The sequence below is a fragment of the Bradyrhizobium sp. SZCCHNR2028 genome (assembly GCF_032380995.1).
In the GTDB taxonomy this organism is placed as follows: Bacteria; Pseudomonadota; Alphaproteobacteria; order Rhizobiales; family Xanthobacteraceae; genus Bradyrhizobium.
On the sequence record NZ_JAUHJF010000033.1, the window covers coordinates 20,930 to 36,578 of the forward strand.

The window sequence follows — 15,649 nt, forward strand, 5'->3', positions numbered from 1 at the left end:
CGGGACGCGCCATGAGCTCGACTCCTCTTCTCCGATTTGCTGACGATCTGCAGGGTGGCGGAGGGGCGGACGGTCTCGCCGCTCGACCGGTCGGCGCGGCGCGCGAAGGCGCGGGGATGAGATCAACGGCGGCGACCGACGCCGCAATTCCCGAATCCGCCGACGACATCGCGCGACAGCTCGGATTGCCTCGGATCGCGCTGTCGGATCTGCTGGCGTCCAAGCCGCTGGCCGAGCATTTTTCACGGCGCTTCCTGCGCGAGACGATGGTCTTTCCGTTCCAATCCGCCGGGCACGGACCGTGCCTTGCGGTGGCCGATCCCCGCGACACCGCGGCTGCACGCGCCGCGGAGCTGGTGTTTGGCGGCGCGGTCGAGCTGGTGGTGGCCTCCACCGAGGACATCGCCACCGCGTTGAACCGGCTCGCGGGTGATGACGAGGTGCCTGCGCGCAACGAGGTGGCTGCGCCGCAACTGCGCGACGACGACATCGAAAGCCTGCGCGACCTCGCCACCGGAGCGCCGGTGGTGCGCGCCGTCAACGATCTGTTCGAGCACGCGGTCGAGCTGCGCGCCAGCGACATTCACGTCGAAGCGATGCGGAGCGGGTTGTCGGTCCGGATGCGCGTGGACGGCCTGTTGAAGCCGGTCCCTGAGCCGTCGGGCGTGCTGCCCCAAGCCGTCATCTCGCGCATCAAGATCGTCGCCGGGCTGAATATCGCCGAACGGCGCCTGCCTCAGGATGGCGCTGCGCGGCTCCGCGCCGGCCGCTTCGAGCTCGACGTGCGCGTTGCCGTGATGCCGACGCAGCATGGCGAGTCGGCGGTGATCCGGCTGCTGCCGAAGGACCGGGGCCTGCTCGCCATCGAGAAGCTCGGCTTTGCCCCGCACGACGATCGATCGCTCCGCCGCCTGCTGGCGCTGCCGCACGGCATGATCGTGATCTGCGGGCCGACCGGCAGCGGCAAGACCACGACGCTCGCGACCGCGCTGTCGATCCTCAACGAGCCGACGCGGAAGATCCTCACGATCGAGGATCCGGTCGAGTATGAGATTCCCGGCATCAACCAGTCGCAGGTCAAGCCATCGATCGGGTTGACCTTCGCCTCTGCCTTGCGGTCCTTCGTCAGGCAGGACCCGGATGTCATCATGGTCGGCGAGGTGCGCGACGACGAGACCGCCCATGTCGCGGTCCATGCGGCGCTGACCGGCCATCTCGTGCTGACCACGCTGCACACCGAAAACGCTGCGGCGGCGGTGCCGCGGTTGCTCGATCTCGGCGTCGAAGATTTTCTGTTGCGATCGACGCTCCGCGCGGTGATCGCGCAGCGGCTGGTGCGCCGGCTGTGCGAGCGCTGCAGGTCGAAAAGGATGCTGAGCGCTGCCGATCTCTGCGTGGACCCGCGCTACGCAGCGGTAGGCTTCGACGTCGGCGAGACGGTCTATGAGCCGGCGGGCTGTGAGAGCTGCGGCGGTACGGGCTATCGCGGCCGGCTCGGCATCTTCGAGGTCCTGGAGCTGACTCCGGAGATCCGATCGCTGATCCAGGGCACGACCGATGCGGCCGCGATCGACCGCAGCGCCATTCTGAACGGCATGACCACGATGCTCGACGATGGCCTCGAAAAGTGCCGGGCCGGCGCCACGTCGGTCGCCGAGATCCTGCGCGTCACGACGTTACGGTGAGCCGGTGAGCAAGTTCCGCTATCGCGCACTGACCGAGAACGGCGACGTGGTGCACGGCACGATCTCGGCCGCGACGGCCAAGGAGGTGATTGACCGGATCGAGTATCTGCGGCTGTTGCCGATCGAGACGGTCGAGGAAAAGACCGCGAGCTTCGTCGCGCGCGACATGCTTGCGCTGCTCGGCGGTCCGACCCACGGCGATGTCACGACCTTCACGCGCGATCTGGCGCTGTTGTTGAAGGCCGGGGCACGGCTCGAGGAGTCGCTCGAACTGCTGGCCAGCGACGCCGATATCGGGCGGCTGCGTCCGATCATCGGTCGGTTGCGATCCAGCGTGCTGGCGGGAGAAAGTTTCGCCGAAGCGCTGTCGCATCATGCTGTGCAGTTTCCTGCGATGTATGTCGCGCTGGTGCGGGTCGGTGAGGTCTCGGGCACCCTCGATCACGTGCTCGACGTGCTCGGCGCCGAGCGGGCGCGCGCGGAAGCCATGCGTCGCAAGCTCAGTGACGCGATACAGTATCCGCTTTTCGTCCTGATCGCCGCGTGTCTGGTGATGCTGTTCTTCTTCATCGTCGTGCTGCCGCAGTTTTCGGCCGTGCTGCGCGACTTCGGCGCCAGGACCGATGCCACCATCAACACGTTTCTGGACATCTCCGATTTTGTGCGCGGCAACGGCACGGCGATGGCGCTATCGGCAAGCGCGCTGATCGCTGTAGGTCTGCTCGCTTTCAGCCGCGCCGGCGTACGGGCTGCGGTGATTGCGCGGCTCTGCCGGCTTCCGGGTCTTGCGACCGTGTTCCGGTCGTATCGCACGAGCGTGTTCTGCCGCAATCTCGCGATCCTGCTTGGCAGCGGGCTGACATTGACGGCGACGCTGCGCATCCTGGTCGACATCATGTCGGTCACCGGCAGCGCTGCGGCGTGGAACGCCGCCGCTGACCGTGTTCGTCACGGCGGCAAGTTATCGGAGGCGCTGGCAGCGACCAACATCCTGCCGGCGATGGCGACGCGGATGATCCGGATCGGTGAGGAGACCGGGCAGCTTCCGGTCCTCGCCGGCCGCATCGCCGAGTTCTACGAGGCGAAGCTGCAACGCGGCCTCGATCGGATCGTCGGCATCGTCGGTCCGGCCGCGATCATTCTCATCAGCACCGTCGTCGGAGGTCTCATCGTCTCGGTGATGACGGCGCTCCTGTCGGTGACGCAACTCGTCGGGTAGCCCAAGATGGACCATCGCATGAAACAGGCAGGGATCAGCGGCAGCGCGCGGCGGACACGTACCGCGCGCGACGACCCTCAGAGCGGCTTCACGCTGGTCGAGATGCTGGTCGTCATTGCCATCATCGGAATGATCATGGGTCTGATCGGACCGCGTGTGCTGTCCTCCCTGAACGAATCCCGGGTCAAGACGGCCCGGATTCAGATTCAGAGTTTTTCCAGCGCGCTCGATCTGTTCTATCTCGACACCGGCCGCTATCCGACCTCGTCGGAAGGCCTGACCGCGCTGGTCCGGCCCGCCTCGACCATCCCAGGCTGGGCGGGACCGTATCTCAAGGGAGGAAACGTCCCGAGCGATCCCTGGAGCCACGCTTACGTCTACCGCTCGCCCGGGCAGCATGTGCCCTACGAGATCGTGTCGTACGGATCGGACGGGCAGGAGGGTGGCGTGGATCTCGCCGCTGACATCTCATCGTCGATGACGATCGGTGCCAGATAGCAATGGGGGGCCGCGACGGCTGCGAGGCCGGCTTCACTCTGATCGAGGTAGTCTGCGTGCTCGCGATCGTCGCGCTGCTGGCGTCCGTTGCGGTCCCCGCCGTATCGCGGCAGACCTCGCGGCCGCAACTCGAAGCCTATGCGGTCGAGGCTGCTGCGCTGTTGAAGGCCGATCGCAATGCCGCGATCAGGCGGGGCCTCGAGGTCACGACTCGCATCGATGCGCAGGCGCGGGCGCTCCGCTCGGGCGCGAACGGGCACGTCGTCCGCTTACCTGCGGACGTGCGGTTCGAGACGGTGCTGCCGCGCAGTTGCGACGAGCGGCCCGCCTTCGAGACCATCAGCTTCTTCGGATCGGGCAGGTCGTGCGGCGGCGTCATCACGCTCACCCATCTCGACGCCGGCTACCAAATTCGCGTCACTTGGCTGACAGGAAGGATCGAAGTTGTCTCAAACGCTGGTCTGTCGAAGCGATAGGGCGACAGCGGGATTCACGCTGATCGAGACGCTCGTCACGCTCGCGATCGTGGCGGTGTCGCTCGTCGCCATCGGTGCGCTCATGGGGTCCTCGGCGCGCGGCAGCAGGAAGCTGGAGCAGCACGTCGCGCTGGTGCAGGCCGCCTACGACGCGCTGTGGCTGGCCTTTCCGTCGCGCCTGCCGCCGGCATCTCCGACGCAGTCGGGGGAGGCGACGGCACATCTCTGGCGCGCGCAGGCGGAGCCCTTCCCCGTCGATATCGGCGCGCCGGGCGGCGCATCGGCCTGGATCCCGCAGAAGATCATGCTTCAGGTGCGATCGCCATCGGGCGCGACCATGGAGCTGGAAACGGTCCGGCTGTTCCGGAGGCGGGCCGAGTGATGACGACACGGGTCAACGATCGTCGAGCAGGCTTCACGCTGGTCGAAGCCCTCGTCGCAATGGTGGTGATGGGGCTGCTGGTCTCCGCGCTGTTCGCGATCACGGCGCAATGGCTGCCGAACTGGAATCGCGGTCTGCATCGCATCCAGCGCAGCGAATCGGTGAGCGTGGCGCTCGACCGCATTGCCGCCGATATCGCGGCCGCCGAGTTCATGAGGCCCGATGGGCAGGCTAGGTCCGTTCTGTTCGACGGATCGGAGACGTCGGTCACGCTCGTCCGAACGGCACTCGGACCGCAGCGGGGCCGGGGGCTCGATGTGATCCGCATCGCCGAGAGCGGCGGTGGCGACGACGTGGCGTTGACGCGGACCCGCGCGGCCTTCGCACCTGGCAGTGCGTCCGCCCGGGAGTTCGCCGATCCGGTCGTGCTGCTGCAGGCGCCGTACCGGGTGTCGTTCGCCTATGCGGGGGCCGACCGGATCTGGAGTCCGTCGTGGCGCAATGCAGAGAAGCTGCCGGCAGCCGTGCGGGTGACGGTGCATGACGGAAGCCGCGGGAGCGCGCCGTCGCTGTCGCGGATCGCGGTCATTCGTGTCTCGGCGCCGGCCGACAGCGTCTGCCGGCCCGCGGACACCAATTGCGACAGGCAGGCGCTTTCCGCCGATGCGACGGTCGGGCGTGCCTCCGCGGCATCGAAGCCATGATCATGTGCCGAGACAGCCATCCGCGAGAGTCTGATCCCGATGATCGGGAAGGTGGCTTCGTCCTCGTGGCGGTGCTCTGGCTCCTGGTCTCGCTCGCAGGACTCGCGGGAGCCCTGTCCGTCTATCTCGTCAGCACCGCCCAGCGGCTGTCGCTCGACGATGCGCGCCTGCGATCCGCCGCGCTGGTCCCCGCCGGCCTGGAGCTTGCGGCCTACAAATTGTTGGCGTTGCCGAAGCCGCAGCGCCCCGCTGCCGGGGCCTTTTCGTTCCGGCTCGATCATGCGCAGGTCTCGGTCGCGTTTCGGTCGGAAGCAGCTCGCATCGATCTCAATCATGCCTCCAAGCAGATGCTGGCCGCCTTGTTCGAGGGTCTCGGCGCGCGCGCCGACAGGGCCGGCGAATATGCCGAGCGGATCGTCGGCTGGCGAACGCCGCCGGCCGAGACCGCTGCGGACGCAGGGCGCGATCTCTACCGTACAGCCGGCGCGAACTACATGCCGCGCACCGCGCCGTTCGCAAATGTCGAGGAGCTTCGGCTGGTGCTCAACCTGCCGCCGGCGCTGGTCGACAAGGCGATGCCCTTCGTGACCGTCTTCAGCGGCCGTAGCGAGATCGACCCGCTGGAGGCGGCCCCCGAGGTTGTGGCCGCGCTTCCCGGGATGACGCCGGATCAGCTGAAGAGCTTCCTCGAGCAGCGAGCCGGCCTGCGTCGAGACGTCAGGTCGCTCAACGCGGCGCTCGGTCCCGCACGCGCCGCAGCGACGCTGGAGGTCGCCGATGCCGTCCGCGTGTGGATCACGATCGGCTTTGACGGCGGTCGCCGGGCCGCAACGGAGGCGGTCATCCTGCTGGGCGATGGTGACGATCCTTACCGGGTGCTGTCGTGGCGCGATGACGTCGATGCTCCGGGTATGCTCAAACAAGCGGGGAGGGCGCCGAGATGACGATGTCGACGAGAGTGCGCCGCGAACTGGCGGCCTGGATCGGCTCTGTCGCCGAAACCATCGTCGCCGCGATCGGCCGGCTCAATATCAGGCCGGGGATTCGGCTGATCGAGACCGAACGGAACGTCTTCATCATGCGGATGGTCGCGCGGCCTCGGCGACCGGTCCCGCCGGATTGTCGCGTTCGTCTGCCGGACGGCCACGAGGCCTTTCCCGCACTTCCCGAGAGCTGGAAGACAGTCCTGCGCGGCAGCCGGATCGAAGTGGTGCTGAGATCGGACCGCTTCCTGTGGCGGCCGCTGGATCTGCCCAAGCGGGCCGTCGAGTTTCTCGATGCCATGATACGCTCGCAGCTCGATCGGCTGACGCCGTGGTCGGCCGAAGAGGCCGTGTTCGGCAGGACTGCGCCAGTAGAGATATCGGGTGAGCGCATTCGGACCATGGTGATCGCAGCACCAAGAGCGAAGCTGGATCCGCTCATTCGCCTTGCCGAGTCCTGGCGTGCCGGATCGATCGTCCTGTTTGCTGCGCCCGAGACGGCGCCGACGCCGCGTGACGACCGGCTCATTGCGTTCAGCGAAACGAGGCTGACCGAGCAGCGCCTGGAGGGAGCGCTCGACGTCGGCCGTATCAGTCGCGTCCTCACCGCGCTCCTGATGGTCGCCGCCCTCGCGGCGGCGCTGTCGTTCGCGACAACGAGCCTGCTGGGAGGACATCTGGACGAGCAGCAACGCCAGCTCGCGCAGAAGATCTCGGATCGGCGCGCAGCGCTGCGCCTCGATCTGCAAGGGGTCGACAGTGCCGCGCTGCGTGGCCTGATGCGACGCAAGCAGGAGACTCCCGCAGCGGTCGTGCTGCTGGAGGCGCTGTCCCGGCTCCTACCGGACAACACCTACGTGACCGAGTTGCGGATCGAGAAGGACAGGATGCAAATCGTCGGCATGACCCAGGACGCGCCGGCGCTGGTCAAATTGATCGAGCAGTCGGCGCACTTCACGCGCGCGACCTTCTTCGCACCGACCACACGGTCGGCCGATGATCCCGGCGAACGGTTCCATATCGAAGCTGGCATCAAGCCGCATTTTGGACTCGGCACATGAGCATCGCAAAATTCGTCACGGGCCGTCCCGCAGCGCCGTCGGTCGCCGCCGCCGTCTATGGCGGACTGCTGATCGTGCTGATCGCTGCGACGGCGCTGCCGATCAAGAGCGTGCTCGATCAGCGCAGCGAGGCGGCCGCGCTCACCGATACACTCCGCCTGCTGGACGCCCACAGCATGGCGGCTGCACATCAGGACGGCAACGGCGATGCCGGCCTGACGGGATCAGCCTTCCTCGAAGGACCGACCGTGACGGTGGCAGGAGCTGCCCTGCTGCAGCGCCTCGGCGACGTGGTGACGCGTCATGGCGGCAGCGTGTCGTCGTCGCAGCTCGATGTGCAGGGTCCGCGGGCCAAGGACGGTCATATCAGCGTGAACGCAAACTTCGAGACCCCTCAGTCCGCCCTGCAGCCGATCCTCTACGATCTGGAGGCCGGCATGCCATGTCTGTTCGTCGATGAGCTGGTGGTTGAAGGGAACGCCCCCTCGGCGGCCTCCGGCGGAAAACTGCGCGTGCTGATGACGATCTCCGGACAGTGGCAGGGCCCGCAATGAGCAGTCTCGCAAGGCTTTGCATGATCGGCTGTTGCTGCGTTCTGGCGACGGCTTCGGCGTTCGGCATCGCTCATTCGACCGGCCTGGACGTCTCGGAAGCGGTCTCCGCCGAACAGCCGAGCGGATCGGCGCAAGCCTCGTCCATCGCGCAGCGACCGCCGTCGCGCACCGGCAACCCGTTGTGGGGCATTCCGCTCGAGCAGCTGTCGGCAACGCGCGAACGCCCGCTGTTCTCGCCGTCTCGCCGCCCTCCGCCGACCGATGTCCCGCCGCCGGCCGTCGTGGCCGCTCCGGTGGTGCAGGAGCCGTCCGTTCCGGAACGGCCGCAGCTCGCGCTCGTCGGCACCGTCGTGAACGGGGACCGCGGCCTTGCCGTGTTCGTCGATACGAGCAGCAAGACGCCGTTGCGGATCAGAACCGGCGCAGACTATCGGGGTTGGACGCTGCGTCTCGTCGAGGCGAGATCGGTCACGCTGCAACGGGGCGAAGACGTCACCGTTCTCACGCTGCTGCCGACGCCGGCCCAGCCGACAAATTCAGCTAACGAAAGCTTTGCGCAGATGCCGTCAACCCCCACGGCGCCTCCGCTGGCTCAAGCAGGGTCGCCCTTTCTGTCGCCTGAGTCCAGGCTACTTCGGATGCATCAACGCCAACGTTCGGGACGCCGCCAATTGTGAGGATGGATCCGATCTGGATCGAGGCGCGACAGTGGACGCCGGACGGCCGCACCGGCATGCCCCGATCGAAGCCGATGCGGCTATCGGTCGGTGGCGCTCAGCGCTTGCACAATCCGCTCGTCAGCACCCATCCCTTGTCCGTGAGAGCCGCGGAGACGATGTCGAAATACAGGCGCTTGTCCGGATCGTCCTCCGACACGAACGAGACCTGGCACAGGAAACGGCCGCCCTCGTCGCCCTTGTCGCAGGTCGCCTCGACGATCTTGAGGCCCTTGTCGTGGCGGACTCCGGATGACGGCGCCTCCTGCTCATAGGCCTTCTGGATGATCTCGGTGGTCGGTGCTCCACAGGCCATGCCGGTCACGTTGCAGGCCCATGCGAGAACAACAGCAAGCAGCATCGTTCGGTCTCCTCGGGGCGGGGCACTCACAAACATGTCCGGCAGCGTTCGCGTCCGACACGATCTCATGAGCTTCATGGCGAGCTACGAGAGCTGGTTGTCGTTTTTGTGTCGCTGATGTCCGCCACGCGCACGACGCAGCCGGCTGGATGTGTAGTTAGATCGATTCTTAAACGCCGGTCGGCAATTCTCACAAAGCGAAAGAAAACGTCACAAAGGAGCCACCCGACGTAGCGACGAAGGCAGAGGGGGACGATGCGGCAGATCGGCTGATGAGTTCGGACTGCTCATTCGAATTCCGCATCCCGGGGACGGTGATCGTTCCTACCGGTGTATCTCGAGCCAGATGGGGATCAGGCATGTTAGTTGGGCGTGTGCGCAAGCCAACTCTGCGATTACTGACATCGGCGGCCGCGATGTTGGCCGGTTTGACCGTTGCGGGTCCTGCGGCGCAGGCCCATGATCTGGTCGAGCCGACGGTGTTCAGGAGCTGGCACGGCGTGCTCGATCTGCTGATGATCGCACGCCCCAAGCTGATCTCGACGATCACCTATGCGCCCCCTGGGGGCTCGTCGATGAACCCGACCGGCTGGGTCTACGAGATCTGTCGGCGGCCCGCCTCAGGCGACAAATGTCCGGCCGGCGCCGCGGTGGCGGACTACGGTGGCGTGCGACTTGCCCTGCAGAAGGGGGATACGCTGAAGATCAGGCTGGTGAACCAGCTGCCGCAGCTCGACCCGGCCAAGGTGAATCACAACACCGATCCCGGTCAGGCCAATTTGTTTCGCAACCCGACCAACCTTCATACCCATGGGCTGATCGTCGAGCCGCGCGCGCCAACGCTGACCGACCAGACCTTCGGGGACTACGTCTTCGTCCAGATCTTCAATTCGGCCAACGGCATGCCGGTGCCGCAGACCACCCACCAGCACGGCTCCAACAAGATGGACTCCGCGGATTTCCGCATCGAGATTCCGCGCAACCACCCGTCGGGCCAGTTCTGGTTTCACCCGCACATCCATGGCATTTCGCTCAACCAGGTCTCGCAGGGGCTGGCCGGCATCATCTCGGTCGGCGAGGTCTCGGACTACGCGCATGGCGATGCCAGGCATTCGCCGTTTCCGGACGCGAGCGTGCGCCATCTGATCCTGAAGGATCTTCAGGTCGCGCCCGGCGGCCCGGTGCAGTTCGACGGCGGTCCGGTGGACGTCCAGCCGGGCGAGGTGATCAACCAGCAGGATCCGGGCTTCTGCGCCCAGTTTCCGGCAGACAGCTCCGAAGTGCGTGAAGGGTCGTGCCCGGGCGTCGATCTGTCGGCCGATGGCGGCTCCAACTTCTCCGGCGGCAAATGGTTCTTCACGGTCAACGGCCAGACGTTCCCGAAGATCAAGGTCACCGATCCCGATGGCGAGATCTGGCGGCTCACCAATGCGTCCGGCAGCCTGTCCTACAATCTTCAGCTGACCGATGACGAGACGCAGAAGCCGATGGTCATGCAGCTGATCTCGGTCGACGGCGTGAGCGTGAACCTGCCGCAGGATACGACGATGGACACCATGGTTCGTCTCGGCGGCGCCCGCTTCAGGGTCGTTCCCTGTCCGCCGTCGCCGACGTCGGGCTTCCATTCGAAGCCGGTCTGCGTCACCCAGATGGTCATGATGCCGAGCTCGCGCACCGAAGTGTTCGTCACCTATCGCGATCCCGCGACGGGTGCGATCGCCAGCCTCGGGCGGTCTGCCTCCGCGACCTTCAAGATGGCCGGACTGACGATGGGCAGCGGCGATCAGTGGCCGGCGGTCGATCTCGCCAAGGTGCACTTCCACCAGCGCGGTTGGCGCAACCACATCGCCTACGCCATGGACATCAGGGGCGACGCCTTGGCGACCATGCAGCCATCAGGCATCCTCGATGCCAAGGTGCCGTATGCGAACGCTGCGCCGCTGCGTGCCGGCTGCCGTCCGCTGCCGACGGGACATCGCCGCCGGATCTTCTTCGGCATCGCCGACCTGACCGACGACGGCACCTTCGGTCTCGGCTATGAGGAGGTCGATCAGAACGGCAACCCGGTGCCCGGCACCCAGCTTCCGGTGAGCCAGTTCGACCCGTCGCAGAACATCGTCTGCCTACCGCTCGCGCCGGGACAGCGCCCCGTCCACGAGACCTGGGAGCTGGTGCAGCTGTCGACGGAAAATCACAACTTCCACATTCACCAGACGCGCTTCCGGACCGTCAACAGCAAGGCGGGGGAGAACACGCCACTATCAGTATCGCTGAACAGGAGCATCGGCGGGGGCATGCTGCAGGACAACGTCCCGCTCGGCGTCGCGACTCCGAACGTCCCGGAAGTAATGGAATCCCAGAGCGGGGTCTGCAGCATCGAGCAGTGGCGGAACGGGCAGTGCACGTCGAAGCCCGTGGTGGTTGATATCCCGTTCTCACAGGTCGGCGAGTTCGTCTATCACTGCCATATTCTCGAACATGAGGACGGAGGCATGATGGCGAAGATCAAGGTCGTGCCCTCGCCCTATGGCGGCAATCCATGGGAGGCAATGAACCAGATGCCGTGGTAGTTGCGGCAGCGGTCTTCTGCCATGTCGTTCACGAGGTCGGCGCCACATCTGCGGCGCCGACCTTCGTTTGTGCGCAGCGATGCTCTTGCGCGGCTGCCTTACCGCCGCGAAGGACGATCGCCTGCCAAACGCGACGCGCTTTCCAGGTCTGGTTCGAAGAAGGAATTGCGCATTTTGAATCGGTCTAAACGGCTGCAAACGTCTTTGCATGACTTTGAAATGTCAGGCTCGCGTGCCGCAAGCTGCACGAGCGCGGTCCCCGCGACGTGGCGATCTGCAGCAACATTGTTATTCCTCAGCCGCTCCGGCAAATCGCCAACATCGACGTGGCAATTCGCCGCAATCGAAACACTACTCTCTCGACTGACATTCGGAGCCATTTGCAGCGCGCTTGGTTGCGAACGTCGCAAGGACGGAGGCAGACCCGCGAACGGGTAGGGCTGTTGCCGAGGCAAAGTGTGATCGATCGCTCGGGTTCATTGTCGCACTGAACTGGATGGTTCGGAGCGTCGCTGCTGCCGTTTAGACGGCTTCGCAGGAGAGGTTGACAGCGATTGATGCCCTGAGAAGACGAAAATGCGTTCGGCGAGGGAGGGCGTACCATGGAAACAAAGTCGAGGTGGACGAGATGAGCGATTGGTTGAAATGGACGGCGCCCGCAGTGGCCGTCATGTCGATCGCCGCACCGGCCCATGCCATTCAGTACATGAGCGTCGAAGAGGCGCAGAAGGCCGCTTTTCCGGGAGCCAGCTTTTCCGAAGTCCAGCCGGGCAGGGTATGGAAGGCGAGCAATGGCGGCTACTTCTATTACGATCACGTCGTCGGCAAGCACCTTCTGATCGACTACACGGTTGCCGTCGGACCCGACGGGCGGGTGCGTCGCGTCGACATTCTGAACTATCGCGAATCCTATGGCGGCGAGGTGCACGATGCCAGCTGGCTCGGTCAGTTCGTCGGCAAGAGCAGTCAGAACGAGCTTCGCATCAACTCCGACATTCGCAACATCTCGGGCGCCACGCTGTCCTCGACCCACTTGACCGAGGGCGTTAAGAAGGTGCTGTCGTATCATGCCAGCCACTTCCGCTAGCCTTCGACGAGCACGGGCTCTGCTCGGGACATTCGTCGAGATCGACGTCACGGATGCACACCGCTGCGATGCGGAAAATGCCGTTGAAGCTGCGTTCTCCGCGGTGACCGACGTGCATCGGCTGATGAGTTTCCACGATCCCGACAGCGACGTGTCGCGGCTGAACCGCGCGGCATCGAGCGGCGTCGTGAAGGTGCATTCCTGGACCTACGCCGTGCTGAAGATGGCGCTCGATGTGACCCATCACTCCGACGGCGCCTTCGACGTTGCCGTCGCCGGCGCGGGAAGGCCGTCTGTGGGCTCGACGGCGCAAGCGGATGTCCCGCAGTCGACTGCGATCGAGTTGCTCGCCGACGACCGCGTCCGTTTCCGCGATTCCGCCGTCAAGATCGATCTCGGCGGCATCGCCAAGGGGTTCGCCGTGGACCGCGCGATCGCGGCGTTGCAGAGCCGCGGCGTGCGCTCCGCAATGGTCAATGCAGGTGGGGACCTCGCCGCCTTCGGGCCCGATGCTCGCATCGTCCACATTCGCGACCCGCGTTTCCCAGACAGGCTTTTGTGCCAGGTCGAAGTAAGCAATGGGGCGCTCGCGTCGTCGGCGCGCCGCTTCGACCCGTTTCGATCGATGGAAACAATGGATACAGCGGTCGTCACGCCTTCGACCCGGCTGCCCACAGGGGTGGCCCACGGCGCCACCGTGAGCGCGCTAACCTGCATGGTTGCCGACGCCCTCACCAAGGTCGTGATGGTGGCTGGCCAACAGGCTGCGGCGCCACTGGCGCGCTTCCAGGCGAGCGCGATGTTGATTGCGGCGAACGGCGCCATTCATACGACACCGGACTGGCAAGGAGTTCACCAGCATGCGGCTTAAAGGCTTGTTTCGGTTCGCCCTCTACGGAATTCTCGGACTCTTGTTCGCCAGCGGGGCGCTGTGGATCTATGCCGATCAGATGAAGACCCGCACGGAGCTGGACAGCGAGATGTGGCAGCAGGCCGCCGCATTCCTGCTGAGCATGCATGGCGGAACTGCAATGGTGACGCTGATGCTGCTTGGGGCGCTCGGTCCCGTGCACGTCCAGCGCGCGTGGCGTGCCGGGAAGAATCGAGCGACCGGTATCGTCAGCCTCGCGATGTATGGTCTGCTCATCGCGACGGCGTTCGGGCTCTACTACGTCGGATCCGAAGCGCTTCGGCCCTGGATCAGCACGGTCCACATTGCGTTCGGGCTCGGCGTTCCGGCTGTCATCACCGCCCACATCATCGTCGGCCGCTCGAGCGTTGTCGCCACGGCTCAGTCCGTGCGGCCACAACGTGCGACCTCTCCGACCCTGGTTCCTGCCGACGCGCCTGCCGATGCCGATCTGGTCAACGTCATGAGCAAGGTAGGTTGACCGCATCCGGCGTTGGGCCGAGCAGGTCTCCATCCCGGCAACGACTTCCTTGCTCGCAGTTGGCCAGTCGCCGCATGGAGGAATTCTCCGAGCCGGCGGCCGCTGCGCCATATCGCCCGTTTCTTGCTGATCGGGTTGTACACTGGTACGCGCGCTGGGGCCATCGCGTCGGCTTCGCCTGAGCGCGACGGAGGCCGGTCATTCGTCGATCTCGATCGGGGGATCTTCTATCGCCTCGCGGAGGGCAAGCGAGCGACTAACAAGCGGCAGCCTCCAGTACCGATACCAGGACGGCTTTTGGCGCACATGCGGCGCTGGACGCGGCGCGGCGCAGTGCGTTCGCACTTCGTCGAATGGAACGGCCAGCCGGTCAAATCCGTCAAAACTGGATTTGCGACCGCGGTGCGGCTGTCAGGGCTGTCGCTGAGGGAGGGGAATATCTCGCCGCACACGCTGCGCCACACGGCAGCGACGCGGCTCATGCAGAGGCGCGCCGACCCCTGGCAGGCCTCAGGTTTTCTCGGAATGTCGGTCAAGGTACTGCTCGACACATATGGCCATCATCATCCGGATTACATGCGCGAGGCCGCGGCCGCGATTACGTCAAAGGACCGCAAGCAGAACGTATCGGTGGTCGAAACAGTGGTTGACCTGGAGAGGCACTTGGCCCGCAAGCCGTAAACTATTGACTTTGCGAGTGGGCCCGGCAGGACTCGAACCTGCAACCAGACCGTTATGAGCGGTCGGCTCTAACCATTGAGCTACAGGCCCCGCGGCGCGGAGGTCTTGCTGGCGGCGGGCAGGAGCGGGCCTGTCCGGCGCGGTGTGGAACCCCAACGACGGTTCGGGCTCCGTTTACAGCCTGGCCAGCCATCCGGCAATGCCGCTACCGGATCGTTTTGGCGCGCCGCCGTCGCCGCCGGCCCGGTCTCGGCCCGCCGCGACGCTAGTCCACCGAAACCCCGGCGAATTCCACCACCTTGCGCCACTTCTCGGTCTCGTCGACGACCAGCTTGCCGAACTCCGCCGGCGTCATCGCGCGCGGGATGCCGCCGGTCTCGGTGAGCCGTGCCACCAGCTTGGGGTCCTTCAGCGCCTCGCCGACCGCCTTGTTGAGAATCTCGACGATCTCAGGCGGCGTGCCCTTGGGCGCCGAGATGCCGTAGAAGCCAACCGATTCGTAGCCCGGCACGGTCTCGGCGATCGCCGGGACGTCCGGCACCGTCGGCCAGCGCTGCGGCGAGGTGACGCCGAGCGCGCGCACGCTGCCGCCGCGCGCCTGCTCCAGCGCCGTCGGCAGATTGTCGAAGATCAACTGCACCTTGTTGGAGATGATGTCCGGGAACGCCAGCGCCGAGCCGCGATAGGGCACGTGCAGCATGTCGCATTTGGTCATCGCCTTGAACAGCTCGGCCGCCATGTGCACCGAGGTGCCATTGCCCGAGGAGGCGAAGGCGATCTTGCCGGGGTTGGCCTTGCAATAGTCAATGAACTCCTTGACGGTCTTGGCCGGCACGTCGTTGCTGACCACCAGCATGTTGGTGAGCTGCATGATGCTGGCGACCGGCACGGTGTCGCGGATGAAGTCGTAAGGCAGCTTCTTGTAGAGCGAGGTGCTGATCGCGTTGTTGGGCGCGACGAACAGCAGCGTGTAGCCATCCGGCGGCGCGTTGATCGCGGCGGCTGCGGCGATGTTGCCGCCCGAGCCGGTGCGGTTCTCGACCACCACCTGCTGGCCGAGCCGATCGGACAGCCACTGCGCCATGATGCGCGCGACGATGTCGACCGGCCCGCCCGGTGCAAAGCCGATCAGCCAGCGGATCGGACGGTCGGGGTAGGCCGCCGCGGCCGGTTGTATCGCCAGGCATGCCGTGACCACCAGGCCGGCCAGGAACGTGCGCGCCCACTTCATCTCGTCCTCCCGAAGTTCTTGTCGTCGTCTTTGGCGACATGCTTCCATAG

General features: G+C 65.7%; 16 protein-coding genes, 1 tRNA gene and 1 pseudogene. 15 read left to right on the forward strand and 3 right to left on the reverse strand.

Translation table 11 applies throughout. The features are described from left to right. Positions 1 to 116: 116 nt before the first annotated feature. Genes QX121_RS30205 through QX121_RS30250 form a run of 10 tightly spaced genes read left to right on the forward strand, consistent with a single transcriptional unit; the run spans position 117 to position 8,239 of the window. On the forward strand, positions 117 to 1,685 hold the full coding sequence (locus QX121_RS30205; RefSeq protein WP_315813761.1) for a GspE/PulE family protein: 1,569 nt from the start codon (positions 117 to 119) through the stop codon (positions 1,683 to 1,685). Between the two features lie 4 nt (positions 1,686 to 1,689). Further along, positions 1,690 to 2,904 carry a type II secretion system F family protein gene (locus tag QX121_RS30210; RefSeq protein WP_315813762.1) on the forward strand — a complete coding sequence of 405 codons (1,215 nt, stop codon included), beginning with the start codon at positions 1,690 to 1,692 and terminating at the stop codon, positions 2,902 to 2,904. A gap of 18 nt (positions 2,905 to 2,922) precedes the next feature. Continuing rightward, positions 2,923 to 3,402 carry a type II secretion system major pseudopilin GspG gene (gene gspG, locus QX121_RS30215; RefSeq protein ID WP_315813763.1) on the forward strand — a complete coding sequence of 160 codons (480 nt, stop codon included), beginning with the start codon at positions 2,923 to 2,925 and terminating at the stop codon, positions 3,400 to 3,402. A gap of 2 nt (positions 3,403 to 3,404) precedes the next feature. Next, on the forward strand, positions 3,405 to 3,878 hold the full coding sequence (locus QX121_RS30220; RefSeq protein ID WP_315813764.1) for a prepilin-type N-terminal cleavage/methylation domain-containing protein: 474 nt from the start codon (positions 3,405 to 3,407) through the stop codon (positions 3,876 to 3,878). Next, positions 3,847 to 4,260, forward strand: coding sequence for a type II secretion system protein (locus QX121_RS30225; protein WP_315813765.1), 414 nt, complete (start codon positions 3,847 to 3,849; stop codon positions 4,258 to 4,260). The genes QX121_RS30220 and QX121_RS30225 overlap by 32 nt, the downstream gene beginning before the upstream one ends. Then, positions 4,260 to 4,964, forward strand: a complete 705-nt coding sequence (locus QX121_RS30230; RefSeq protein ID WP_315813766.1) for a prepilin-type N-terminal cleavage/methylation domain-containing protein — start codon at positions 4,260 to 4,262, stop codon at positions 4,962 to 4,964. The genes QX121_RS30225 and QX121_RS30230 overlap by 1 nt, the downstream gene beginning before the upstream one ends. A gap of 2 nt (positions 4,965 to 4,966) precedes the next feature. Continuing rightward, positions 4,967 to 5,908, forward strand: coding sequence for a type II secretion system protein GspK (locus QX121_RS30235; RefSeq protein WP_315813785.1), 942 nt, complete (start codon positions 4,967 to 4,969; stop codon positions 5,906 to 5,908). Between the two features lie 2 nt (positions 5,909 to 5,910). After that, positions 5,911 to 7,008 (forward strand): PilN domain-containing protein, encoded by a 1,098-nt coding sequence (locus QX121_RS30240; protein WP_315813767.1) that lies wholly within the window; start codon positions 5,911 to 5,913, stop codon positions 7,006 to 7,008. Beyond that, on the forward strand, positions 7,005 to 7,562 hold the full coding sequence (gene gspM, locus QX121_RS30245; protein ID WP_315813768.1) for a type II secretion system protein GspM: 558 nt from the start codon (positions 7,005 to 7,007) through the stop codon (positions 7,560 to 7,562). Before QX121_RS30240 ends, gspM begins: the two co-directional genes overlap by 4 nt. Then, entirely contained in the window at positions 7,559 to 8,239 is a 681-nt protein-coding gene (locus QX121_RS30250; RefSeq protein ID WP_409999385.1) for a hypothetical protein, read from the forward strand. Before gspM ends, QX121_RS30250 begins: the two co-directional genes overlap by 4 nt. 97 nt (positions 8,240 to 8,336) lie before the next feature. On the opposite strand, the gene QX121_RS30255 is transcribed toward QX121_RS30250, so the two are convergent. Beyond that, positions 8,337 to 8,639 carry a hypothetical protein gene (locus QX121_RS30255; RefSeq protein WP_315738692.1) on the reverse strand — a complete coding sequence of 101 codons (303 nt, stop codon included), beginning with the start codon at positions 8,637 to 8,639 and terminating at the stop codon, positions 8,337 to 8,339. A gap of 575 nt (positions 8,640 to 9,214) precedes the next feature. Between QX121_RS30255 and QX121_RS30260 the strand changes: the two genes are divergently transcribed. The 5 genes and pseudogenes from QX121_RS30260 to QX121_RS30280 all read left to right on the forward strand — a co-directional run. Next, positions 9,215 to 11,209: a multicopper oxidase domain-containing protein gene (locus QX121_RS30260; RefSeq protein WP_315813786.1), complete on the forward strand. Its 1,995-nt coding sequence runs from the start codon at positions 9,215 to 9,217 to the stop codon at positions 11,207 to 11,209. A 628-nt stretch (positions 11,210 to 11,837) separates the two neighbouring features. Then, entirely contained in the window at positions 11,838 to 12,296 is a 459-nt protein-coding gene (locus QX121_RS30265) for an FMN-binding protein (protein ID WP_315715594.1), read from the forward strand. After that, a complete protein-coding gene (locus QX121_RS30270; RefSeq protein WP_315813770.1) occupies positions 12,277 to 13,167 on the forward strand; it encodes an FAD:protein FMN transferase in 891 nt (296 codons plus the stop codon). The genes QX121_RS30265 and QX121_RS30270 overlap by 20 nt, the downstream gene beginning before the upstream one ends. Beyond that, complete coding sequence (locus QX121_RS30275; protein ID WP_315775888.1) at positions 13,157 to 13,687, forward strand: hypothetical protein; 531 nt, start codon at positions 13,157 to 13,159, stop codon at positions 13,685 to 13,687. Before QX121_RS30270 ends, QX121_RS30275 begins: the two co-directional genes overlap by 11 nt. Positions 13,688 to 13,780: 93 nt before the next feature. Next, positions 13,781 to 14,368: pseudogene (locus QX121_RS30280) on the forward strand (tyrosine-type recombinase/integrase); the annotation flags it as partial. Between the two features lie 17 nt (positions 14,369 to 14,385). Here QX121_RS30280 and QX121_RS30285 read toward each other — a convergent pair. Beyond that, positions 14,386 to 14,458 (reverse strand) — tRNA-Ile (locus tag QX121_RS30285). 175 nt (positions 14,459 to 14,633) lie between these two features. Then, positions 14,634 to 15,599 carry a tripartite tricarboxylate transporter substrate binding protein gene (locus QX121_RS30290; RefSeq protein WP_315738688.1) on the reverse strand — a complete coding sequence of 322 codons (966 nt, stop codon included), beginning with the start codon at positions 15,597 to 15,599 and terminating at the stop codon, positions 14,634 to 14,636. Between the last annotated feature and the right edge of the window lie 50 nt (positions 15,600 to 15,649).

Bases quoted from the DNA above. Each gene is read 5' to 3' on its own strand.
- QX121_RS30255 (WP_315738692.1), bottom strand. From the start codon at position 8,639: ATGCTGCTTGCTGTTGTTCTCGCATGGGCCTGCAACGTGACCGGCATG.
- QX121_RS30250 (WP_409999385.1), top strand. From the start codon at position 7,559: ATGAGCAGTCTCGCAAGGCTTTGCATGATCGGCTGTTGCTGCGTTCTG.
- QX121_RS30265 (WP_315715594.1), top strand. From the start codon at position 11,838: ATGAGCGATTGGTTGAAATGGACGGCGCCCGCAGTGGCCGTCATGTCG.
- QX121_RS30270 (WP_315813770.1), top strand. From the start codon at position 12,277: ATGCCAGCCACTTCCGCTAGCCTTCGACGAGCACGGGCTCTGCTCGGG.
- QX121_RS30275 (WP_315775888.1), top strand. From the start codon at position 13,157: ATGCGGCTTAAAGGCTTGTTTCGGTTCGCCCTCTACGGAATTCTCGGA.
- QX121_RS30260 (WP_315813786.1), top strand. From the start codon at position 9,215: ATGAACCCGACCGGCTGGGTCTACGAGATCTGTCGGCGGCCCGCCTCA.
- QX121_RS30220 (WP_315813764.1), top strand. From the start codon at position 3,405: ATGGGGGGCCGCGACGGCTGCGAGGCCGGCTTCACTCTGATCGAGGTA.
- gspM (WP_315813768.1), top strand. From the start codon at position 7,005: ATGAGCATCGCAAAATTCGTCACGGGCCGTCCCGCAGCGCCGTCGGTC.
- QX121_RS30240 (WP_315813767.1), top strand. From the start codon at position 5,911: ATGTCGACGAGAGTGCGCCGCGAACTGGCGGCCTGGATCGGCTCTGTC.
- gspG (WP_315813763.1), top strand. From the start codon at position 2,923: ATGAAACAGGCAGGGATCAGCGGCAGCGCGCGGCGGACACGTACCGCG.
- QX121_RS30290 (WP_315738688.1), bottom strand. From the start codon at position 15,599: ATGAAGTGGGCGCGCACGTTCCTGGCCGGCCTGGTGGTCACGGCATGC.
- QX121_RS30205 (WP_315813761.1), top strand. From the start codon at position 117: ATGAGATCAACGGCGGCGACCGACGCCGCAATTCCCGAATCCGCCGAC.
- QX121_RS30230 (WP_315813766.1), top strand. From the start codon at position 4,260: ATGACGACACGGGTCAACGATCGTCGAGCAGGCTTCACGCTGGTCGAA.
- QX121_RS30235 (WP_315813785.1), top strand. From the start codon at position 4,967: ATGTGCCGAGACAGCCATCCGCGAGAGTCTGATCCCGATGATCGGGAA.